Here is a 19,225-nt window from a genome sequence, read left to right as displayed (position 1 = left end):
TCAGTCCAGACTTGCTGCCGCGCCGGCAAATGGGCCGGCGTTGCTATGTCAAAACCTGGTCCGGCACTTATTCAGCGCTATCCGGACCAGCGTCAGTTCCAGAAGTAGGCTCAGCGCCACCCTCGACGATCTCTTCGCTTTCCTCGTCAGATTGCGGCTCCGAGATCCGCTCGACCGAAACCACCTTTTCACCTTCAGCCGTGTTGAAGATGGTCACGCCCTTGGTGGCGCGGCTGGCAAAACGGATGCCGTTGACCGGCACCCGAATGACTGTGCCGCCGTCCGACACCAGCATGATCTGGTCATCATTGCCGACCGGGAAAGTCGCCACCAGCCGGCCGATCTCCGCCACTTTCGACACGTCAGTGGCGCGAATACCCTTGCCGCCGCGGCCGGTCAGGCGGAAATCGTAAGACGAAGAGCGCTTGCCGTAGCCATATTCGGTCACCGTCAGCACATACTGCTCATGTGCCTTGAGGAACTCATAGCGCTCGTCGGAAAGCTCTGTCTCCTCGCCGACCTCTTCATTGGTCAGCGCGATCTCTTCCTCTTCGCCGGCCGCGATACCGGCGGCAGTCCGCCGTTCGGCCGCCGCCCGCTTGAGATAGGCGGCACGTTCGGCCGGCGGCGCATCGACATGCTCGATCACCGACATCGAGATGATGCGGTCGGTCTCGGCCATGGTGATGCCACGCACGCCGACCGAATTGCGGCTCTGGAAGACGCGCACGTCGCCGACCGAGAAGCGGATGCACTGGCCGGAGCTGGCGGTCAAAAGCACATCGTCATTATCGGTGCAGGTTTCGACGCCGAGAATCTCGTCGCCCTCCTCCTCCAGCTTCATGGCGATCTTGCCATTGCGGTTGACCTGGACGAAGTCGGACAGCTTGTTGCGGCGCACGGTGCCGCGTGTGGTGGCGAACATCACGTCGAGTTCGCCCCAGCTGGTCTCGTCCTCGGGCAGCGGCATGATCGTGGTGATGCGCTCGCCCTGCTCCAAAGGCAGCATGTTGATCAGCGCCTTGCCGCGTGACTGCGGATTGCCGATCGGCAGCCGCCAGACCTTCTCCTTGTAGACGATGCCGCGCGAGGAGAAGAACAGCACCGGCGTGTGGGTATTGGCCACGAACAGCCTGGTGACGAAATCCTCTTCCTTGGTCGACATGCCCGAGCGGCCCTTGCCGCCGCGACGCTGCGCCCGGTAGAGCGACAGCGGCACGCGCTTGATGTAGCCGGAATGGCTCACCGTCACGACCATGTCCTCGCGCTGGATCAGGTCCTCGTCTTCCATGTCCGCGCCACCATCGGTGAGCTCGGTGCGGCGTGGCGTGCCGAACTCGTCGCGCACGGCGGCGAGCTCGTCCTTGACGATCTGCTGAACGCGCGCGCGCGACGACAGGATGTCGAGGTAGTCCTTGATCTCGTCGCCGATCGTGTTCAGCTCGTCGGCGATTTCGTCGCGGCCGAGCGCGGTCAGGCGCTGCAGGCGCAGTTCGAGGATGGCGCGCGCCTGTTCCTCGGACAGATTGTAGGTACCGTCCTCATTGATGCGGTGGCGCGGATCATCGATCAGAAGGATCAGCGATTCGACATCGCCGGACGGCCAGCGCCGCTCCATCAACTGTTCGCGCGCCGTCTGCGGATCCGGCGCGGTGCGGATCAGCTTGATGACCTCATCGATATTGGCAACAGCGATGGCAAGGCCCACTAGCACATGGGCGCGGTCGCGCGCCTTGCGCAGCAGGAATTTCGTCCGCCTTGTGATGACTTCCTCGCGGAAGGACACAAAAGCCTTCAGCATGTCGGTCAGGTTCATCACTTCCGGCTTGCCGCCGTTCAGCGCCACCATATTGGCGCCGAAGGAGGTCTGCAGCGGCGTGAAACGGTAAAGCTGGTTGAGGATGACGTCGGCGACCGCATCGCGCTTCAGCTCGATGACGACGCGATAACCCTGGCGGTCGCTCTCGTCGCGGATGTCGGAAATGCCCTCAATGCGCTTGTCGCGCACCAGTTCGGCCATCTTCTCAATCATCGACGACTTGTTCACCTGATAGGGAACTTCGGTGATGATGATCGACTCGCGGTCATTGCCGCGCGCCTCGATGTTGACCTTGCCGCGCATGACGATAGAGCCGCGGCCGGTCGAATAGGCACTGTAGATGCCGGAACGGCCAAGCACGATGCCGCCGGTCGGGAAATCAGGCCCCGGAATGATCTCCATCAGCGCCGGCAGGTCGATCGCCGGATTGTCAATGACAGCGATGGCGCCGTTGCAGACTTCGCCCAGATTGTGCGGCGGGATGTTGGTCGCCATGCCGACGGCGATGCCGCCAGAGCCGTTGACCAGCAGATTGGGAAAGCGCGCCGGCAGAACCTTGGGTTCGGTGTCCGAGGCATCATAAGTGTCCTGGAAATCGACGGTATCCTTGTCGATATCCTCCAGAAGCTCATGCGCGACCTTGGTCAGCCGCGATTCGGTGTAGCGCATCGCTGCCGGCGGATCGCCGTCGATCGAGCCGAAATTGCCCTGCCCGTCGATCAGCGGTACGCGCAGCGACCAGTCCTGCGCCATGCGCACCAAGGCATCATAGATCGAGGCATCGCCATGCGGATGGTATTTACCCATCACGTCGGCGACCGGGCGCGCCGACTTCACATATTTGCGATTCCAGTGATAACCGCTCTCATGCGCCGCATAGAGAATGCGGCGATGCACCGGCTTCAGGCCATCGCGCACATCGGGCAGCGCACGGCTGACGATCACGCTCATGGCGTAAGAGAGATAGGAGTTCTGCATCTCCTCGATGATGGAGATGGGCTCGATGCCGGTGGGGCCGCCGTCGGCGCCGCGCGGGGGTTTTTGGTCGGTCAAATCGGATCACAATCTAATCAGGAATCACTGACCGCTTATATAGGAAGCAACGCCGAAACTCCAATGTTCACGGCACTTTTCCAGTGTCATTTTTGGTGGTAATTTCAAAAGGATACCGCACATTGCGACGATATGGCCATCACGCTTTTCGCCGCCACCAAGGCAAAAGCCGGCAATGGACCAATTTCCCCGAACAAAAGCCGTGAGCACCATGAATTGGAGCCAGTGGCTGCCTTTGCGGGCGCTGAGCGGCTGGCAGCCCCGGGATCTCAATGGTGATCTGATCGCCGGTCTGACACTGGCCGCGATCGCCATTCCCGAGCAGATGGCAACGGCCCGGCTCGGTGGCTTTGCCCCCGAGATCGGCTTCTTCGCCTTTGTTGCCGGTTCCGTGGCGTTCGCCCTGTTCGGCGCCAATCGCCATCTTTCAGCCGGCGCGGACTCGACCATCACGCCGCTGTTTGCCGGCAGCCTGGCACTGCTTGCCACTGCGGGTTCGCCGCACTACCTGGCGCTGGCCGCCATGTTGGCGCTGATGGTCGGGCTGATTGTGACGGTCAGCGGTGTCTTCCGCCTTGGCTGGATCGCCGATCTGTTGTCGGTTCCGGTCACGACAGGTTTTCTGGCCGGCATCGCCGTCCACATCATCGTTTCGCAAATGCCCGGACTGCTCGGCCTGCCTTCCGAAACCGGCGAAACCTTGAGACGAATCAGTGAGATCACCGGTAGTCTCCACCTCACCAACCCCTGGAGCCTTGGGCTCGGCCTTGGCGTGTTCGCAATCGTGTTCGGTGCCGAGCGCATCAGCGCCCGCATTCCCGGCGCCTTGATCGGCATGGTACTCGCCACGACAGCGGTAGCCGTCTTCGGCCTCAAGGATCGCGGCGTCGAGGTGCTTGGCGCCTTGCCCAACGGCCTGCCGCAGCCCGGCCTGCCACTTGCAAGCTTCGACGATGTGCAGGCACTGGTTCCACTGGCGCTGCTGATTTCAATCGTTGTCATGGTGCAGACGGCGGCCACCTCGCGTTCCTTTGTGCCGGAACAGGGCGACCCCGACGTCAATCGGGATTTCGTCGGTGTCGGCGCCGGCAGCATCGCGTCCGGCCTGTTCGGCGCCTTTGCCGTCAATGCCAGCCCGCCGCGCACGGCCATCGTCTCCCAGTCGGGCGGCCGCTCGCAGCTGTCAGGTCTGATTGCCGCGGCCATCGTGCTGGTGCTCGGCGCCTTTGGCGGCGGTCTGCTCGCCGATGTGCCGCAGGCCGCCCTTGCGGGTGTCCTGATGTTCGTTGCCCAGCACATATTGCGCTGGAAGGTGTTCGCCAATGTCTACCGGCAGGCGCCTGTCGAATTCGTGTTGATCCTGATCACCATGGCGGCGATCGTCGTGTTGCCGATCGAGACCGGCGTGGCGGTCGGCATCGGCCTGTCGCTGCTGCACGGGATCTGGAGCGCCACCCGCACGCTGCCGATCGAACTCGAACAGGTGCCGGGAACTTCAGTGTGGTGGCCGCCGGGCAAGCCAAGTGCTGGCGAACAATTCTCGGGCGTGCTGGTGGCGGCCTTCCAGGCGCCACTCTCCTTTGTCAATGCCGACCGCTTCAAGCGCGGCCTTTGCGATCTTATCGACGCCAGGAACGAAACCGTGAAACTGGTCGTGCTGGAGGCCAGCAACATCGTTGAAATCGATTACACCGCCGCGCAGGCGCTGAAAGACACCATCACCCATTGCCGCAAGACAGGCGCGATTTTCGCTATCGCCCGGCTGGAATCGCTGCGCGCCCAGGCGGCTTTGGCGCGGTTCGGCATTGCCGAGCTCGTCGGCCCGCAGCGGATTTTTCACAGTGTCGATGCAGCGATCAAATCACTTGGTCCGGGGACACAGCAGCAGCAAGAGCAGGATGGAGCGCCATGATTGACCCCCGAGAACCCAGTGTCACGCCGGTTCCCGTCGCCGAACTGAGGCCGACGCAGATAACGGTTGGCATGCGGGAAGTTGCGCTGAAGCGCCAGATGATCCGGGCGCAGGACGCCAGGAAGAAGACCGGCGCTTTTCTCGGCAGACACATGGTGCCGGTCGTATTGGGCCCCAAGAATCGCAATTACGTCACCGATCACCATCACCTCGCTCGCGCCCTCCTCGAGGAAGGTGTCAAGGACGTGCTGGTGACCGTGATCAGCGACCTGTCCGCGCTCGACAAGGACGCGTTTCTTTTCGCGCTCGACAACAGAGGCTGGATGCACCCGTTCGATGAGAACGGCCGGCGCCGCGATTACTCGGCAATTCCAAAGACAATCGGCGAGCTGATCGATGATCCTTACCGGAGCATGGCGGGCGAACTGCGCCGGATGGGCGGTTTTGCCAAGGACACGACGCCGTTCAGCGAATTCATCTGGGCAGATTTTTTGCGCCGGCGCATCGCCAGGGATGTCGTGGCCAAGAGCTTCGACAAGGCGATGAAAGTGGCGCTGACACTCGCCAAGGGCAAGGACGCGGACTACCTGCCGGGTTGGTGCGGACCGACGTCGGATTGAGCTTGTCTCCATCGAGCCACCCGCATGCCGGAACTGCTTGATCGGCGGGCGCGACAAGCGCTTGGCGTCTCGCCCATGATGCTTCGGAAACGGCGGTTGAAGGTCGACAGGTCGTTGAAGCCCGCCTCGAACGCGATTGTCGAAATGGCCTCGTCCGACAGGCGCAGCCGCACCGCCGCTCTGTGTAATCGCGTTTTGAGCAGGAACTGGTAGGGCGTCATCCCGGCAACCTGCCGAAAAATGCGCAGGAAATGATAGGGGCTGGTCGCCGTCTCATCCGCCAGTGCCGACAGCGAAATCGGCCCGTCGGCATCGAGTTCGATGCGCCGCACCGCTTCAGCTACCCGTTTCTGGTCGCGGCGGCTCGGCGCGCGCCTGACCGGCGAGACGCCGGAAGCCGTGGCCACGGCGGCGGCGGCAATGCGCAAGGAGAGTTCCTCGAAGGCACCCTTGTCGGCCATTTCGCGCGCGGCCTCCGCCTCGGCCAGCAACGGCGCCAGGGCCGGCAAGGGCGGCAGGCGCGGCGCCCCGAAGGTGAGCGTCCTGGCGCCCGGCACGCCGGCGACGATCCGCTCCAGTTGGGCCGGCTCGAAATGGAACGAAAGGCAACGGTCGCCGCAGCCATGCTCGTGTCCGCATTCATAGCAGGTACCGGAATTGCCGAGCAGCAGGCTGCCTGGCGCCAGCATCGCCGTGCCTTGCTGCGCGCGGTAACGGAACGTGCCGCTGGTCACGGCCGCGACGCAGAAATCCTGATGGGCTTCCTCGAACGGCCGGTCACCCACACCGGCCGTGCAGATCACATCCGCCACGTGCCAGCCCGGTCCCGATGCGAGCGTGCGGGTCGTCGCTGTCATGGCTGAAATATAGCAATTTTTCCCAAGCCCTGAACCCCGTCAGCGCCTACTCCTTGCGGTCTCCTGACACGAAGAGAGACCGCAGCCATGTTCGACCCCTTTGCTGAAGCTTTGCACAGTCCCGGACCGATCGGCGGGCTTGGTGAAAAACTGAACCTTTACGGTCGTTTCGTCGGCGCCTGGACCTTCGACGCCTCGCGCCACATCGAGGACGGCACCGTGCTGACCGGGCGTGGCGAGGTGCATTTCGGCTGGGTGCTGGAAGGCCGCGCCATCCAGGACGTCTGGATCCTGCCCGCGCGGAACGCCGGTCCCTCGCCTTCGCTCGGCAAATGGACTTTCTATGGCACAACGCTGCGGGTCTATGATCCCGGCGAGGACGCCTGGCACATTTTCTGGAGCGATCCGCGCAATCAGTATTTCAGCCGTCAGTTCGGCCGCGCCGAGGGCGACGCGATCGTGCAGGTTGGCGCCGACGGCACCGGCTCCGCGGTACGCTGGAGCTTTTCGCGCATCACGAAAGACAGCTTCCGCTGGCTCGGCGAGCGCTCTCACGACAATGGCCAGACATGGCGGCTCGAAGTCGAGTTCCTGGCACGGCGAGCGAATGAAGATCGATAAGCTTTTGAAAGGTCTATCGAAATGGTAGGTAACGATCCTTCGCGCTGTCCCACCAGCATAAAGGCTGAGCCTGGCATTTCACGGCCAGAGCCTGTTTTCAGTGCTCCCGCTTTGCTCTACCAATACCGTGGTACGGGCTCGGCCCGGTGGGAGGGGTCAGCGATGCCGAGTTTCGACAGCCTGTTCAATGCCTTCGTCACCATTCTGGTGACCATTGATCCGCCCGGGCTGGCGCCGCTGTTTCTCGCCGTGACACGCGGCATGAACCGCGACGAGCGCCGTCAGGTTTCGGTGCGCGCTTCGATCATCGGCTTCCTGGTGATGGCGCTGTTTGCTGTTGCCGGCGCCTCGATCCTGTCGGTGTTCGGCATCACCTTGCCGGCCTTCCGCGTCGCCGGTGGATTTCTGCTGTTCTTCATCGCCTTCGAAATGGTGTTCGAGCGCCGCCAGGACCGCAAGGAAAAGATCGGCGACGTCGCCATCACCAAGGACATGATCCACAACATCGCCGCCTTCCCGCTGGCGATCCCGCTGATCGCCGGTCCCGGCGCCATTTCGGCGACGGTGCTGCTCTCCGGCTCGTTTCAGGGTTTTGCCGCGCAGGCCGCACTGGTCGGCATCATCTTCGTCTGCCTCGCCATCACCTATCTGGTGTTCGTGCTGTCGGAACGCATCGACCGCATCCTCGGCCAGACCGGCCGCTCGATCCTGACCCGGCTGCTCGGCGTCATCCTGGCGGCACTGGCGGTGCAATTCGTCGCCGACGGCATCAAAGCACTGATGGCGGGGTGAACAGCAGTCCCTACTGCCCTACTGCCCTACTGCCCTGCCGTATCAATCACTTCAAAATCATGCGTGATCGTGGCCGTCTTGGCCATCATGGCGGAGGCGGAGCAGTATTTTTCGATCGACAGGTCGATCGCCCGCTTGACCTTGTCCGACGACAGCGCCCGGCCCTTGACGATGAAATGCATGTGGATGCGTGTGAACACCTTTGGATCGGTCTCGGCCCGATCGGCATCGAGTTCAACGACGCAGTCCTCGACCGCCTCGCGGCCCTTCTCGAGGATATGGACGACATCATAGGCCGAACAGCCGCCGGTGCCGATCAGCATCAGTTCCATCGGGCTTGGCCCCGGCGTCTTGCCATCAGGGCTGGAGGCTGTGCCGAGCACGATCTTGTGGCCACTGCCGGATTCGCCGACGAAGGTGCGCTCTTCGACCCATTTTACCCGTGCCTTCATCTAACTCGTCCTTTCAGTCCTTTTGATCCCAAATCAACAATGCAAAACCCCGAAAGTCCATGCAGGACTCTCGGGGCGTATCGATCCCACGGCGTCAGCCGTTTGGTATTTGCTTGCAATCAGAACGGGATCTCGTCGTCCAGCTCGCGTGACGAACCGCCACCGCCGCCCCTTGGAGCGCTGCCGCCGCCACGGTTGAAGCTTTCGCTCGGGCTGGACTGGCCGAAATCGGAACCACGGCTGCTGCCGCCACCGGCATAGCCGCCGACCTGGCCGCCCTCGCCCTGGCCGCGCGCGTCGAGCATCTGCAGCTCGCCGCGGAATTTCTGCAGCACGACTTCCGTCGTGTACTTGTCGGCACCGGTCTGGTCCTGCCATTTACGCGTCTGCAGCTGGCCCTCGACATAGACCTTCATGCCCTTCTTCAGATACTGCTCGGCCACCTTGGCGATGCCCTCATTGAAGATGACGACATTGTGCCACTCTGTCTTTTCCTTGCGCTCGCCGGAATTCTTGTCGCGCCAGCTTTCCGACGTGGCGATGCGGATGTTGACGACCGGCTCGCCCGAGTTCAGGCGGCGGATTTCAGGGTCGGCGCCGAGATTGCCGACCAGAATGACCTTGTTGACGCTACCCGCCATGATTTTTCTCCGCGCTCATCCGAAACAAATTTTTGTCGCAGCACCTTACAGCTTGCCGACAGTCACCGCCTGCTAAGGCTGGCTTTTCCCACAAGGTTTTTGTTCCCTTTTCGTTCCTATATGCATGACCACTGATTGTCAAGGAATGGCAGCAATGGCCGAAGCCATCATATGGGTCTCAAAACAGCGCTTGCCAAATCAATAAGTATCGACTTATGCTTTTGCGATGATCGAAGCAGAGATTTTCCGCGCCCTGGCCGACCCAACGCGCCGCGCCGTCTTTGAGCGTCTCGCCACAGCCGAGATGAGCGTGTCGGAATTGCGCAACGGCCTGACAGTATCACAGCCGGCCGTATCGCAGCATCTGGCGGTGCTGCGTGGCGCCGGCCTGGTGGTCGAGCGGCGGGCCGGCCGCAACGCCTACTATCGCGCCGATCCGCAGGGACTTGCTCCCTTGCTCTCCTGGATCGACCGCTACCGGACCTTCTGGCCGGAGCGCATCGAAAGGCTGAAGACGGTTTTGAAGGACATGGATCAATGAATAGCAAAAACGAAATCGCCGAGGATGCGCTGGAGTTCGAATATGATCTCGCCGAACCACCGGAAAAGGTATGGCGGGCACTGACCGTGCCGGAACTGCTGGCCGCCTGGATGATGCCGAACGACATCAGCCCGCAGACCGGCAGCCATTTTGCCTTTGCCGGACCGGACGCCGCGATCAAATGCGAAATCCTCGCGGCCGAGCCGGAGCGCCTGCTGCGCTATTCCTGGCGCGAGCAACCACGCGATGCGTCGCGACAGGACCCGCTCGACAGCACCGTTACCTTCACACTCGCCCGCACCGTTTCCGGCGGCACGCATCTGCGCATTGTCCATGACGGCTTTGCTGGGAAAGCGATGCCTGCTGTTGCCATGGCGGGCGCCGGCTGCCGGCTCTCGCTGGGTTTGAGGGGTACTAGAAAGCCCATCGCCGCCAACACACCGCACCTTCTGCTGCGCGCGGCCTGAACACGGAATCGGAGACAAAAAATGAGCGGTATTGCCAGTCTGGTGCCGATGGTGATCGAGCAATCGAGCCGCGGCGAACGCGCTTTTGACATTTTCTCGCGGCTGCTGCGCGAGCGTATCGTCTTCATCAACGGCGAGATCAACGACGATGTCTCAGCCCTTGTCTGCGCGCAGCTTCTGTCGCTGGAGTCGGACAATCCCGACAAGGAGATATCGCTCTACATCAACTCGCCGGGCGGCGTGGTGACCAGTGGCTTCGCCATCTACGACACAATGCAATATATCAGTTGCCCGGTGTCGACCGTATGCATGGGGTTTGCCGCGTCGATGGGGTCGTTCCTGCTGATGGCCGGCACGGCGGGGCGGCGCATTGCGCTGCCCAACGCCACAATCCTGCTGCACCAGCCGCTCGGCGGCTTCCAGGGTCAGGCCTCCGACATCCAGCGCCACGCCGAGCGCATTGGCAAGACCAAACGCCATATGGCCGAACTCTACGCGCAGCATTGCGGCCGCAGCTATGAGGAGGTCGAACGCACGCTCGACCGCGACCATTTCATGACCGCCCGCGAGGCCCAGGCATGGGGCATCGTTGACCACGTCTTCGACACCCGCAAAAAGGCTGCGTGAAGGCAAGGCAGGATCGAATTCCCCACCGGGTGTCAAAGATTTGAGGACGCCGGGCTGGTTCCCTTAGCGGCACGTCCCTATAATCCCGGCATGACCGACACGCATCCGCCCAGAACATCGCACCGTGTTGTCGCTGCTGCAGTGCTGGCTATCGCCGGCCTCGTGTCCGGCACGGCACTCGCCGAGGACGCGTCATCATCGACGCAGAAAAGCACCCTGCCGGGCGTGAGTGGCGACTATCGCATCGCCAAGCCGGCGCCACAGCCCGAGCCCGACGATGCGCTGCCCGCTGACGGCAACGGTACGTTCAAGATCGGCAATACTGATGTCAGGATCGGCGGCAGCATAACCCTCGATGTCGCCACCGGCGGGATCAAACCACCAAGGTAGGGTAACCGCGTCGCGGTTAGCCCAGGCTCCGCGCAAAAAACAGCCCCGCCGTGCCTAGGCAAACGGACGGGGCTTTTCTGGATATCAAATCCACTTTTGCCGGGAGTGTACTGCCGGCGTTTGATTTCGGATGCTTCGCGGCATCAGCCGACGATCCGACTAGCAGTCTCTGATTTTTGGGGGATACGGCAGGTCACGGTTTGTCGGGCGGCGCAAACGCTCGGCCCTGGCACTTATGCCTGCCGCGGCTCCAGTGATACCTGGAACCCTAGGGGACTGTCAGGTGGCGTCATGGCCCCGCTCCTCTGTCCGTTGCGATAGTGTCGTCCCGAAGCACAAATCGCAGATGCCTGCGGCGTCTCGCAGACCGCCCCCTGGGCGGCGAGGCCATCAAAAGACGGCCGACTTCGTTTGACTTCAGGAGTCTGCTCCCCTGATTCGGAGACGTCAACCTTCAATAGCCGGTTACGGAAAAAAGTGATCGCGGGACGCATAACGGAGCCGGGCTGGTACATAGGATTTGTCAGGAGCGTGTTCGGCCTTTGTTCTTTCCGCTTGCCCCCTCGCGCGAAAGACGGTTAAACGAATTCGTCGAGAATTGTGGCGTCTCTCGACGTGGCGGCAAAAACACCTACATAGGGGATGGCCGGGAAAAACCCGCCAATCCCACGAATTCCAGATTTGAGGCGGCGACCGGCGATGGCCGACCATAAGTATCTTTCCATTCGCGGGGCGCGCGAACACAATCTCAAGAACGTCGATCTCGACCTGCCGCGTGACAGCCTTATCGTCATGACCGGCCTGTCGGGCTCCGGCAAATCGTCCCTCGCCTTCGACACCATCTACGCCGAAGGCCAGCGCCGTTATGTCGAGAGCTTGTCGGCTTACGCCCGGCAATTCCTCGAAATGATGCAGAAGCCTGATGTCGACCAGATCGACGGCCTGTCGCCTGCCATCTCCATCGAGCAGAAGACCACATCGAAGAACCCGCGCTCGACGGTCGGCACCGTCACCGAAATCTACGACTATATGCGCCTGCTGTTCGCGCGTGTCGGCATCCCCTATTCGCCGGCCACCGGCCTGCCGATCGAGAGCCAGACGGTTTCGCAGATGGTCGACCGCGTGCTGGCAGTCGAGGAAGGCACGCGCCTGTTCATCCTGGCGCCGATCGTGCGCGGCCGTAAGGGCGAGTACCGCAAGGAATTGCTCGAACTGCAGAAGAAGGGGTTTCAGCGCGTCAAGGTCGACGGCGTCTTTTACGAAATCGCCGATGTTCCTGCGCTGGACAAGAAGTACAAACATGATCTCGACGTCGTCGTTGACCGCATCGTCGTGCGCGGCGATCTGGCGACAAGGCTTGCAGACTCCATCGAAACGGCGCTGAAGCTCGCCGAAGGGCTGGCGGTGGCCGAGTTCGCCGACAAGCCGCTCGATTCCAGCCAGACCGGCGAGGATTCAGTCAACAAGTCGAAGAACGAGACGCATGAGCGCATCCTGTTCTCGGAAAAATTCGCTTGCCCGGTGTCCGGCTTCACCATTCCGGAGATCGAACCGCGGCTGTTTTCCTTCAACAACCCGTTCGGCGCTTGCCCGACCTGTGATGGTCTGGGCAGCCAGCGTGCTATCGATCCCAATCTTGTCGTGCCTGACGAGAACGCATCACTGCGCGACGGCGCGGTCAGCCCGTGGGCGAAGTCGAGTTCGCCCTATTACGTGCAGACGCTCGAGGCATTGGGCAAGGCTTACAATTTCAAGCTCGGCGATAAGTTCAAGGATTTGAGCACGGAAGCCCAGGACGCGATCCTGCGCGGCACCGGCGAGCGCGAACTCACCTTCCAGTATGATGACGGCCTGCGCTCCTACAAGACGACCAAGACCTTCGAAGGCGTCATCCCCAATCTTGAACGGCGCTGGAAAGAGACGGAATCCGCCTGGATGCGCGAGGAGATCGAGCGCTTCATGTCGGCGACGCCCTGCCCCGTCTGCAAGGGCTACCGGCTGAAACCCGAGTCGCTGGCGGTGAAAATCGCCGGCAAACATATCGGCGAAGTCACCGAGCTTTCGATCCGCAAGGCCGACCAGTGGTTCACCGACCTGCCGCCACATCTCAACGCCCAGCAGAACGAGATCGCGGTGCGCGTGCTGAAGGAAATCCGCGAGCGCCTGCGCTTCCTCAACGATGTCGGGCTCGACTATCTGACGCTGTCGCGCAATTCCGGCACACTGTCGGGCGGCGAGAGCCAGCGCATCCGGCTGGCGTCGCAGATCGGTTCGGGTCTGACCGGCGTTCTCTATGTGCTGGACGAGCCGTCGATCGGCCTGCATCAGCGCGACAATGCGCGCCTGCTCGATACGCTCAAGCATTTGCGCGACATCGGCAACACGGTGATCGTCGTCGAACACGATGAGGACGCCATCCTGCACGCTGACTATGTCGTCGACATGGGCCCGGCCGCCGGTATCCATGGCGGCGAGATCATCGCCCAGGGCACGCCGCAGCAGGTGATGGCCAACCCCAATTCGATCACCGGCAAATATCTGTCGGGAGCACTCGAAGTGGCGACACCCGGTGTCCGGCGTGAGGCAAAGAAGGGCCGGCGGCTGAAGGTTGTCGGCGCGCGCGGCAACAATCTGAAGAATGTCACCGCCGAAATCCCGCTTGGCACCTTCACCGCCGTCACCGGCGTGTCGGGCGGCGGCAAGTCGACATTCCTCATCGAGACACTGTTCAAGGCGGCCTCGCGCCGCATCATGGGTTCGCGCGAGCATCCGGCCGAGCATGACCGCATCGACGGCCTGGAATTCCTCGACAAGGTCATCGACATCGACCAGTCGCCGATCGGCCGCACGCCGCGTTCGAACCCCGCCACCTACACCGGCGCCTTCACGCCGATCCGCGACTGGTTCGCAGGCCTGCCCGAAGCCAAGGCGCGCGGCTATCAGCCCGGGCGTTTCTCGTTCAACGTCAAGGGCGGCCGCTGCGAGGCCTGCCAGGGCGACGGCGTCATCAAGATCGAGATGCACTTCCTGCCAGACGTCTACGTCACCTGCGATGTCTGCCACGGCAAGCGCTACAACAGAGAGACGCTCGACGTGCTGTTCAAGGGCAAGTCGATCGCCGACGTGCTCGACATGACGGTCGAGGAAGGCGTCGATTTCTTCGCCGCCGTGCCCGGCGTGCGCGACAAGCTGGAGACGCTGAAGCAGGTTGGGCTGGGCTACATCCATATCGGCCAGCAGGCGACGACGCTGTCGGGCGGCGAAGCGCAGCGCATCAAGCTTGCCAAGGAATTGTCGCGCAAGGCGACCGGCAAGACGCTCTACATCCTCGACGAGCCCACCACCGGCCTGCATTTCCACGACGTCGCCAAGCTATTGGAAGTGCTGCACGAACTGGTCGACCAGGGCAACACTGTAGTCGTCATCGAGCACAATCTTGAAGTGATCAAGACCGCCGACTGGGTGCTTGATCTTGGCCCCGAAGGTGGCGATGGCGGCGGCGAACTGGTTGCCCAGGGCACACCGGAAGCGATCGTGCGCGAAAAGCGCAGCTACACCGGCCAGTTCCTCAAGGAGCTGCTGGAGCGACGCCCCGGAGGCAAGCGCGAAGCGGCGGAGTGATGGCTGAGGATGGTCTCATTACGGTCGAAAGCCGTTTTGGCGTGACCGAAACCATCGACCGCCTGGTTGAGGTGGTGAAACGCGCGGGGCTGCTTGTGTTTGCCCGCATCGATCATGCAGCCGGCGCGCGCGATGTCGGCGCGTGGCTGCGGCCGACCGAGCTGCTGATCTTCGGCAACCCCAAAGGTGGCACGCCGCTGATGCAGGACAGGCAGCTTGCAGGCATTGACCTGCCGGTGAAGGCGCTGGCCTGGGAGGATGAACAAGGCAAGATCTGGCTTTCCTACAATGATGCGGACTGGATCGCCGAGCGCCATGGCCTGGGCAACGCCAGCCGTGCCGCGGTCTCGGCCATTGCCGCCGGCATGGAAAAGGTGATCGCCGCTGCCGCTGAAATGGATCAATCATGAGGCTTGCCCGCTCCGAAGATCTCGCCGCGATCGTCGCGCTGACCGAAGCGGCCTACGCTCCCTATGACGCTATACTCGACGCACCGCCGATCCCGGTTACCGAGGACTATGCGCCGCGCATCGAGCATGGCGAAGTCTGGCTTTTGGAGGATGACGGCGCGCTTGCCGGCCTGCTCACACTGGTGCGGCATGAGGATCACGCGATGATATGGCGAAGGCGGTCAACGAGAGCACGACAGCCTGATTTTTTCTCAATTCGGGAGGACAACAATGAGCAAATCGGGAACAATCCGCTCCGGCATGGGCGGCTGGACCTTCGAGCCCTGGGACACGTCCTTCTATCCGGACAAGTTGTCGAAGGCCAAGCAGCTGCAATATGCCAGCCGGCAGGTGCCCAGCATCGAGGTGAACGGCACCTATTATTCCAGCTTCAAGGAGCCGACTTTCCTCAAATGGGCAGCTGAATCGCCGGACGGTTTTGTCTATTCGCTGAAGGGCAATCGTTTCGTCACCAACCGGCGCGTGCTGAGCGAAGCCGGTGAATCGATGATGCGCTTCCTCGGCTCTGGCGTTGTAGCACTCGGCGACAAGCTCGGGCCGATCCTGTGGCAGTTCGCGCCGACCAAGAAATTCGATCCCGACGATTTCGAAGCCTTTTTGAAACTGCTGCCGGAAAAGCAGGATGGCGTCGCGCTGCGCCACGCGCTCGAAGTGCGCAACGATAGCTTCATCGTGCCGGAATTCGCGGCACTTGCCCGCAAATACAAGGCGGCGATCGTCTATGCCGACCATGCCAAATATCCCGATATCGCCGACGTGACCGGTGATTTCATCTACGCGCGCTTGCAGACCGGCTCGGACGACAATCCCGATTGTTACACGCCAAAGGGTCTCGATGAATGGGCGGCGCGTGTAAAAACCTGGGCGGAAGGCAAGCAGCCAACCGATCTGCGGCGCGCCGATCCAGCCACCGACGCACCGGTGCAGCCACGCGACGTGTTCGTCTACTTCATCACCGAGGGCAAGGTGCGCGCGCCGTTCGGAGCGATGGCGCTGATGAAACGCGTGGCCGATTGACGAGCATCGATCTGTATCCGGCTACATGCTATGCGCGAGCCACATACGCGTTTTACGTGTAGTAGAGGCGCTATTCGTGGCATCTTCGCCACCATCGTAACCTTATCGACACTTCCTTCCTGCATGAATACGGCGACGCGAAGCCACAGAGCTGGAGCCGCCGCCGGCAGGGAAATAGGGGCATGTCGCTCGACTACACTTCACTTCTGCTGGCTGTCGGGTTCTCCGCCGCGTGCCTCAGCCTGACATTGTTCGGCATGTGGCTGACCGCCCGCTCGGAAAAATTCTTGCTGACATGGGCGATCAGCCTGGTGTTCGTGGTCGGCGATATCTTTGTCTATGACGCCTATATCGACATGCCGGGGCGCCTGCTCGGCATAGCCACGCTTGCTTTGTTGCTGCTCGGTTTCTCAACCATGCTGGGTGCGGCCTACCAGTTCCGAACCGGTGGCTCGCCGCTGCCGCGGGCGATGCTGGGCTGCGTTTCGCTGGTGGTGGCGCTGCCTGCCATGGCTTTGGGCTATGATGGCCTTGGCTTCATGTTCGAGAACATGTTCGCCGCCTTGCTGCTGTTTGCGACGGCGCTCGAATACTGGAGAGGCCGCGACGAGGCTCCTGCCCTGACCATCGGCATCACCGCGCTCTATTCGGCGACGGCCACCTCCTTCGCGCTCTGCGCCATGGTTCTTGCCTGGGATGGAAAACTGATTCTCGGCCACGCACCCAGCAACTGGGCCGAGGAGCTGAGCCTCATCGTGGTTATCGCCAGCATGACGGGTATTGGCGCCCTGTCGCTTGCTCTCAACCAGGGGCGTCTAGCCAGGCACCACCGCCGCAACGCCTTGACCGATCCCCTGACCGGCCTGCTCAACCGGCGCGCGCTGTTCGACGTGCATGGCCATGTCCCGGTCGGCGCCTTCACCGCGGTAGTCGTCTTCGACCTCGACAATTTCAAAGCCATCAACGACGAATTCGGCCACGCGGCCGGCGACGAGGTGCTGAAGGTGTTTGCGAGCGAGCTTGCCGGCAATCTTCGCCAGACCGACGTCGCCGCGCGCATGGGCGGCGAGGAATTCGCACTGGTGTTGAAGCGCACCCTGCCGCAAACGGTTGAGGAAGCAGCAGAACGCATCCGGACCGCTTTCGCGACGCGCCTGATAGAGACCGAAACCGGCTCCCTGACGTGCACGGTCAGTGCCGGGTTTGCGTTTGGCAGCAAAGAGGGCCTCAGCTTCGACAAGGTGCTCAGCGCCGCCGACAAGGCGCTCTACGATGCCAAACGTGGCGGCCGCAACCGCGTCACCGCCTCTCCATTGCGACGCGCTGGCTGACCGCGCGTATCGATGCCGCGCCAGTGATTGTTGGATAGCGGCTCTATGCCGCCATGACGATCTCGTTGAAGGCATCAAGGTCGACATAAAACACCTTGGTGATCTCATCGATCAGATCATCGTAATCGCAGCCCTGTGACCTCAAGATATTGATGGCTGCGATGATGTCGACGCGTTCGGTAAGCCGCCGCTTCTGGTAGTCTTCGACGTAACGTTCCATGGCTGTCCCTTGGCCTGTGTGCTCAAACGCGTTGAACGACAGAGATCGCAGGAGGGAAGCTAGGAAGCCTTGCTTGCGTGGAACTTGCCCAGGCCGCGCCTCGATCTGCGATAAACCAGACTGATACGGAAGCGGCCGACTCACAAAGCCAAGAAAAGACTAGCACGCGATATTGCACGTGCCAGAGACACGGATGACGGACGGAAGAAATATTGAACTTGCCAAGAGCCTCGGACCGTCACCGGAAGTCCAGAACCGATTCTAGACAGTAAGGAACTTCCGAACATCAGCGCGGTCTAAATCTTCCGCAGGGCCGGTATGGACGATCTGGCCACGATCCATGATGTTGACCTCGTCGGCCAGTTCACGGCAGAAATCCAGATACTGTTCGACCAGCAGCACGGCAATGCCGGCCTGATCACGTAGATAGCGGATGGCCCGGCCGATATCCTTGATGATCGATGGCTGGATGCCTTCCGTCGGCTCATCCAGCACCAGAAGTTTCGGCCGCATCACCAACGCCCTGCCGATGGCGAGCTGCTGCTGCTGGCCGCCGGAGAGATCACCGCCGCGACGGCCGAGCATCTGCTTCAGCACCGGAAACAGTTCGAAGACGTGCGCCGGCACATTGCGGTCGGCACGCTTCAACGGAGCAAAGCCCGACTCGAGGTTTTCGCGCACCGTGAGCAGGGGAAAGATCTCCCTGCCCTGCGGCACGAATGCGATGCCCGACCGGGCGCGATCATACGCCGCGCTCCGGTCGAGCGCCTTCCCCTCGAAGGCAACGCTTCCGCTCGTCAGCCGGTGGTGGCCGACGATCGATCTCATCAAACTGGTCTTGCCGACGCCGTTGCGGCCGAGCACGCAGGTGATCTTGCCCGCGCCCGCCTTCAGCGACACGCCGCGCAGCGCCTGGGCCGCACCGTAGTGGAGCGTGGCGTTGGAAACTTCGAGCATGTCAGCGCCTTTTCCAGAAGCGGAGGAAAGACAGATCGAAGCGATGGAACTGCACACGCCACACCATGCTCATCTCCCCAGATAGACTTCGACGACGCGCTCGTCGGCCGATACGAAATCGAGTGTGCCTTCGGAGAGCACCGAGCCCTCATGCAGGCAGGTGACCTTGACGTCGAGTTCGCGCACGAAATGCATGTCGTGCTCGACGACGATGACCGAATGGTCCCGCGCAATGTCCTTGAGCAGCCGCGCGGTCTCCTCGGTCTCGGCATCGGTCATGCCGGCGACCGGCTCGTCGACCAGGAGCAGCTTGGGGTCCTGCGCGAGCAGCATGCCGATTTCGAGCCACTGTTTTTGGCCGTGGCTGAGATTGGCCGCTAGGTCGTAACGCTTAGCACCAAGCCTTATGATGCCAAGAATGTCATCGATCTGCCGCGCCTCGGCAGCCGAGCGGCGGTGGAACAGCGCCGGGAAGATCGAACGCGGTCCCTTCAGCGCCAGCATCAGATTCTCCTCGATCGTGTGGCTTTCGAACACCGTCGGCTTCTGGAATTTGCGGCCGATGCCCATCATGGCGATCTCGGCCTCGTCATGCTTGGTGAGATCGATCTGGCCGTCGAAGAACACCTCGCCCTGGTCCGGCCGGGTCTTGCCGGTAACGATGTCCATCATCGTCGTCTTGCCGGCGCCGTTGGGGCCGATGATGGCGCGCATCTCGCCCTTGTCGAGCACCAGCGACAGATTGTTGATGGCGCGGAAACCGTCGAAGGAGACCGAGACGCCGTCGAGATAGAGGATGGTGTTCGACTTGCTCATG

General features: G+C 62.0%; 20 protein-coding genes. 12 read left to right on the top strand and 8 right to left on the bottom strand.

Going from position 1 to position 19,225, the window contains the following annotated elements; genetic code table 11:
- Positions 1–67 precede the first annotated feature (67 nt).
- Positions 68–2,872, bottom strand: coding sequence for a DNA gyrase subunit A (gene gyrA / locus A3A9_RS0111235; RefSeq protein WP_027058878.1), 2,805 nt, complete (start codon positions 2,870–2,872; stop codon positions 68–70).
- A gap of 24 nt (positions 2,873–2,896) precedes the next feature.
- Positions 2,897–3,085: a hypothetical protein gene (locus A3A9_RS43920; protein ID WP_152536096.1), complete on the bottom strand. Its 189-nt coding sequence runs from the start codon at positions 3,083–3,085 to the stop codon at positions 2,897–2,899.
- On the opposite strand from A3A9_RS43920, the gene A3A9_RS0111230 reads away from it, so the two are divergent.
- Together A3A9_RS0111230 and A3A9_RS0111225 are read left to right on the top strand one after the other, a co-directional pair.
- Positions 3,084–4,784 carry a SulP family inorganic anion transporter gene (locus tag A3A9_RS0111230; RefSeq protein WP_027058877.1) on the top strand — a complete coding sequence of 567 codons (1,701 nt, stop codon included), beginning with the start codon at positions 3,084–3,086 and terminating at the stop codon, positions 4,782–4,784. The two genes, A3A9_RS43920 and A3A9_RS0111230, sit on opposite strands and share 2 nt — an antisense overlap.
- On the top strand, positions 4,781–5,404 hold the full coding sequence (locus A3A9_RS0111225; protein WP_027058876.1) for a ParB-like protein: 624 nt from the start codon (positions 4,781–4,783) through the stop codon (positions 5,402–5,404). Before A3A9_RS0111230 ends, A3A9_RS0111225 begins: the two co-directional genes overlap by 4 nt.
- On the opposite strand, the gene A3A9_RS0111220 is transcribed toward A3A9_RS0111225, so the two are convergent.
- Positions 5,368–6,261, bottom strand: coding sequence for a helix-turn-helix transcriptional regulator (locus tag A3A9_RS0111220; protein ID WP_027058875.1), 894 nt, complete (start codon positions 6,259–6,261; stop codon positions 5,368–5,370). The genes A3A9_RS0111225 and A3A9_RS0111220 overlap by 37 nt on opposite strands.
- 87 nt (positions 6,262–6,348) lie before the next feature.
- Here A3A9_RS0111220 and A3A9_RS0111215 point away from each other — a divergent pair, with 87 nt between their 5' ends.
- A complete protein-coding gene (locus A3A9_RS0111215) occupies positions 6,349–6,882 on the top strand; it encodes a hypothetical protein (RefSeq protein WP_027058874.1) in 534 nt (177 codons plus the stop codon).
- A 162-nt stretch (positions 6,883–7,044) separates the two neighbouring features.
- Positions 7,045–7,674: a MarC family protein gene (locus tag A3A9_RS0111210; RefSeq protein ID WP_027058873.1), complete on the top strand. Its 630-nt coding sequence runs from the start codon at positions 7,045–7,047 to the stop codon at positions 7,672–7,674.
- Positions 7,675–7,700: 26 nt separating this feature from the next.
- Here the strand turns inward: A3A9_RS0111210 and A3A9_RS0111205 are convergent, their stop codons facing one another.
- Positions 7,701–8,126: an OsmC family protein gene (locus A3A9_RS0111205; RefSeq protein WP_027058872.1), complete on the bottom strand. Its 426-nt coding sequence runs from the start codon at positions 8,124–8,126 to the stop codon at positions 7,701–7,703.
- Between the two features lie 119 nt (positions 8,127–8,245).
- Positions 8,246–8,767 (bottom strand): single-stranded DNA-binding protein, encoded by a 522-nt coding sequence (locus A3A9_RS0111200; protein ID WP_027058871.1) that lies wholly within the window; start codon positions 8,765–8,767, stop codon positions 8,246–8,248.
- A gap of 226 nt (positions 8,768–8,993) precedes the next feature.
- Between A3A9_RS0111200 and A3A9_RS0111195 the strand changes: the two genes are divergently transcribed.
- The 8 genes from A3A9_RS0111195 (at position 8,994) to A3A9_RS0111155 (ending at position 17,231) form a co-directional block, all read left to right on the top strand.
- Entirely contained in the window at positions 8,994–9,308 is a 315-nt protein-coding gene (locus A3A9_RS0111195) for an ArsR/SmtB family transcription factor (protein ID WP_027058870.1), read from the top strand.
- Positions 9,305–9,775, top strand: a complete 471-nt coding sequence (locus tag A3A9_RS0111190) for an SRPBCC family protein (RefSeq protein ID WP_027058869.1) — start codon at positions 9,305–9,307, stop codon at positions 9,773–9,775. Before A3A9_RS0111195 ends, A3A9_RS0111190 begins: the two co-directional genes overlap by 4 nt.
- A 21-nt stretch (positions 9,776–9,796) precedes the next feature.
- Positions 9,797–10,402: an ATP-dependent Clp protease proteolytic subunit gene (locus A3A9_RS0111185; protein WP_027044626.1), complete on the top strand. Its 606-nt coding sequence runs from the start codon at positions 9,797–9,799 to the stop codon at positions 10,400–10,402.
- A gap of 90 nt (positions 10,403–10,492) precedes the next feature.
- On the top strand, positions 10,493–10,792 hold the full coding sequence (locus A3A9_RS0111180; RefSeq protein ID WP_027058868.1) for a hypothetical protein: 300 nt from the start codon (positions 10,493–10,495) through the stop codon (positions 10,790–10,792).
- 699 nt (positions 10,793–11,491) lie between these two features.
- Positions 11,492–14,413: an excinuclease ABC subunit UvrA gene (gene uvrA / locus A3A9_RS0111175; RefSeq protein WP_027058867.1), complete on the top strand. Its 2,922-nt coding sequence runs from the start codon at positions 11,492–11,494 to the stop codon at positions 14,411–14,413.
- Positions 14,413–14,823 carry a DUF302 domain-containing protein gene (locus A3A9_RS0111170; RefSeq protein ID WP_033838492.1) on the top strand — a complete coding sequence of 137 codons (411 nt, stop codon included), beginning with the start codon at positions 14,413–14,415 and terminating at the stop codon, positions 14,821–14,823. Before uvrA ends, A3A9_RS0111170 begins: the two co-directional genes overlap by 1 nt.
- Before the next feature lie 270 nt (positions 14,824–15,093).
- Positions 15,094–15,900 (top strand): DUF72 domain-containing protein, encoded by an 807-nt coding sequence (locus A3A9_RS0111160; RefSeq protein ID WP_027058864.1) that lies wholly within the window; start codon positions 15,094–15,096, stop codon positions 15,898–15,900.
- Between the two features lie 182 nt (positions 15,901–16,082).
- Complete coding sequence (locus tag A3A9_RS0111155) at positions 16,083–17,231, top strand: GGDEF domain-containing protein (RefSeq protein ID WP_027058863.1); 1,149 nt, start codon at positions 16,083–16,085, stop codon at positions 17,229–17,231.
- Between the two features lie 43 nt (positions 17,232–17,274).
- On the opposite strand, the gene A3A9_RS45145 is transcribed toward A3A9_RS0111155, so the two are convergent.
- The 3 genes from A3A9_RS45145 to urtD all read right to left on the bottom strand — a co-directional run bounded on the left by A3A9_RS45145 (position 17,275) and on the right by urtD (position 19,224).
- On the bottom strand, positions 17,275–17,451 hold the full coding sequence (locus A3A9_RS45145; RefSeq protein WP_080680721.1) for a hypothetical protein: 177 nt from the start codon (positions 17,449–17,451) through the stop codon (positions 17,275–17,277).
- Between the two features lie 261 nt (positions 17,452–17,712).
- Entirely contained in the window at positions 17,713–18,408 is a 696-nt protein-coding gene (gene urtE, locus A3A9_RS0111145; RefSeq protein ID WP_013895283.1) for an urea ABC transporter ATP-binding subunit UrtE, read from the bottom strand.
- A 69-nt stretch (positions 18,409–18,477) separates the two neighbouring features.
- Positions 18,478–19,224, bottom strand: a complete 747-nt coding sequence (urtD, locus tag A3A9_RS0111140) for an urea ABC transporter ATP-binding protein UrtD (RefSeq protein WP_027058862.1) — start codon at positions 19,222–19,224, stop codon at positions 18,478–18,480.
- Position 19,225: the final 1 nt, after the last annotated feature.

Source organism: Mesorhizobium loti CJ3sym (assembly GCF_000472785.1).
GTDB classification, from domain to species: Bacteria; Pseudomonadota; Alphaproteobacteria; order Rhizobiales; family Rhizobiaceae; genus Mesorhizobium; species Mesorhizobium loti_E.
Note: the sequence above shows the minus strand (reverse complement) of the source record. Positions and strands in the feature narration are given on the sequence as shown.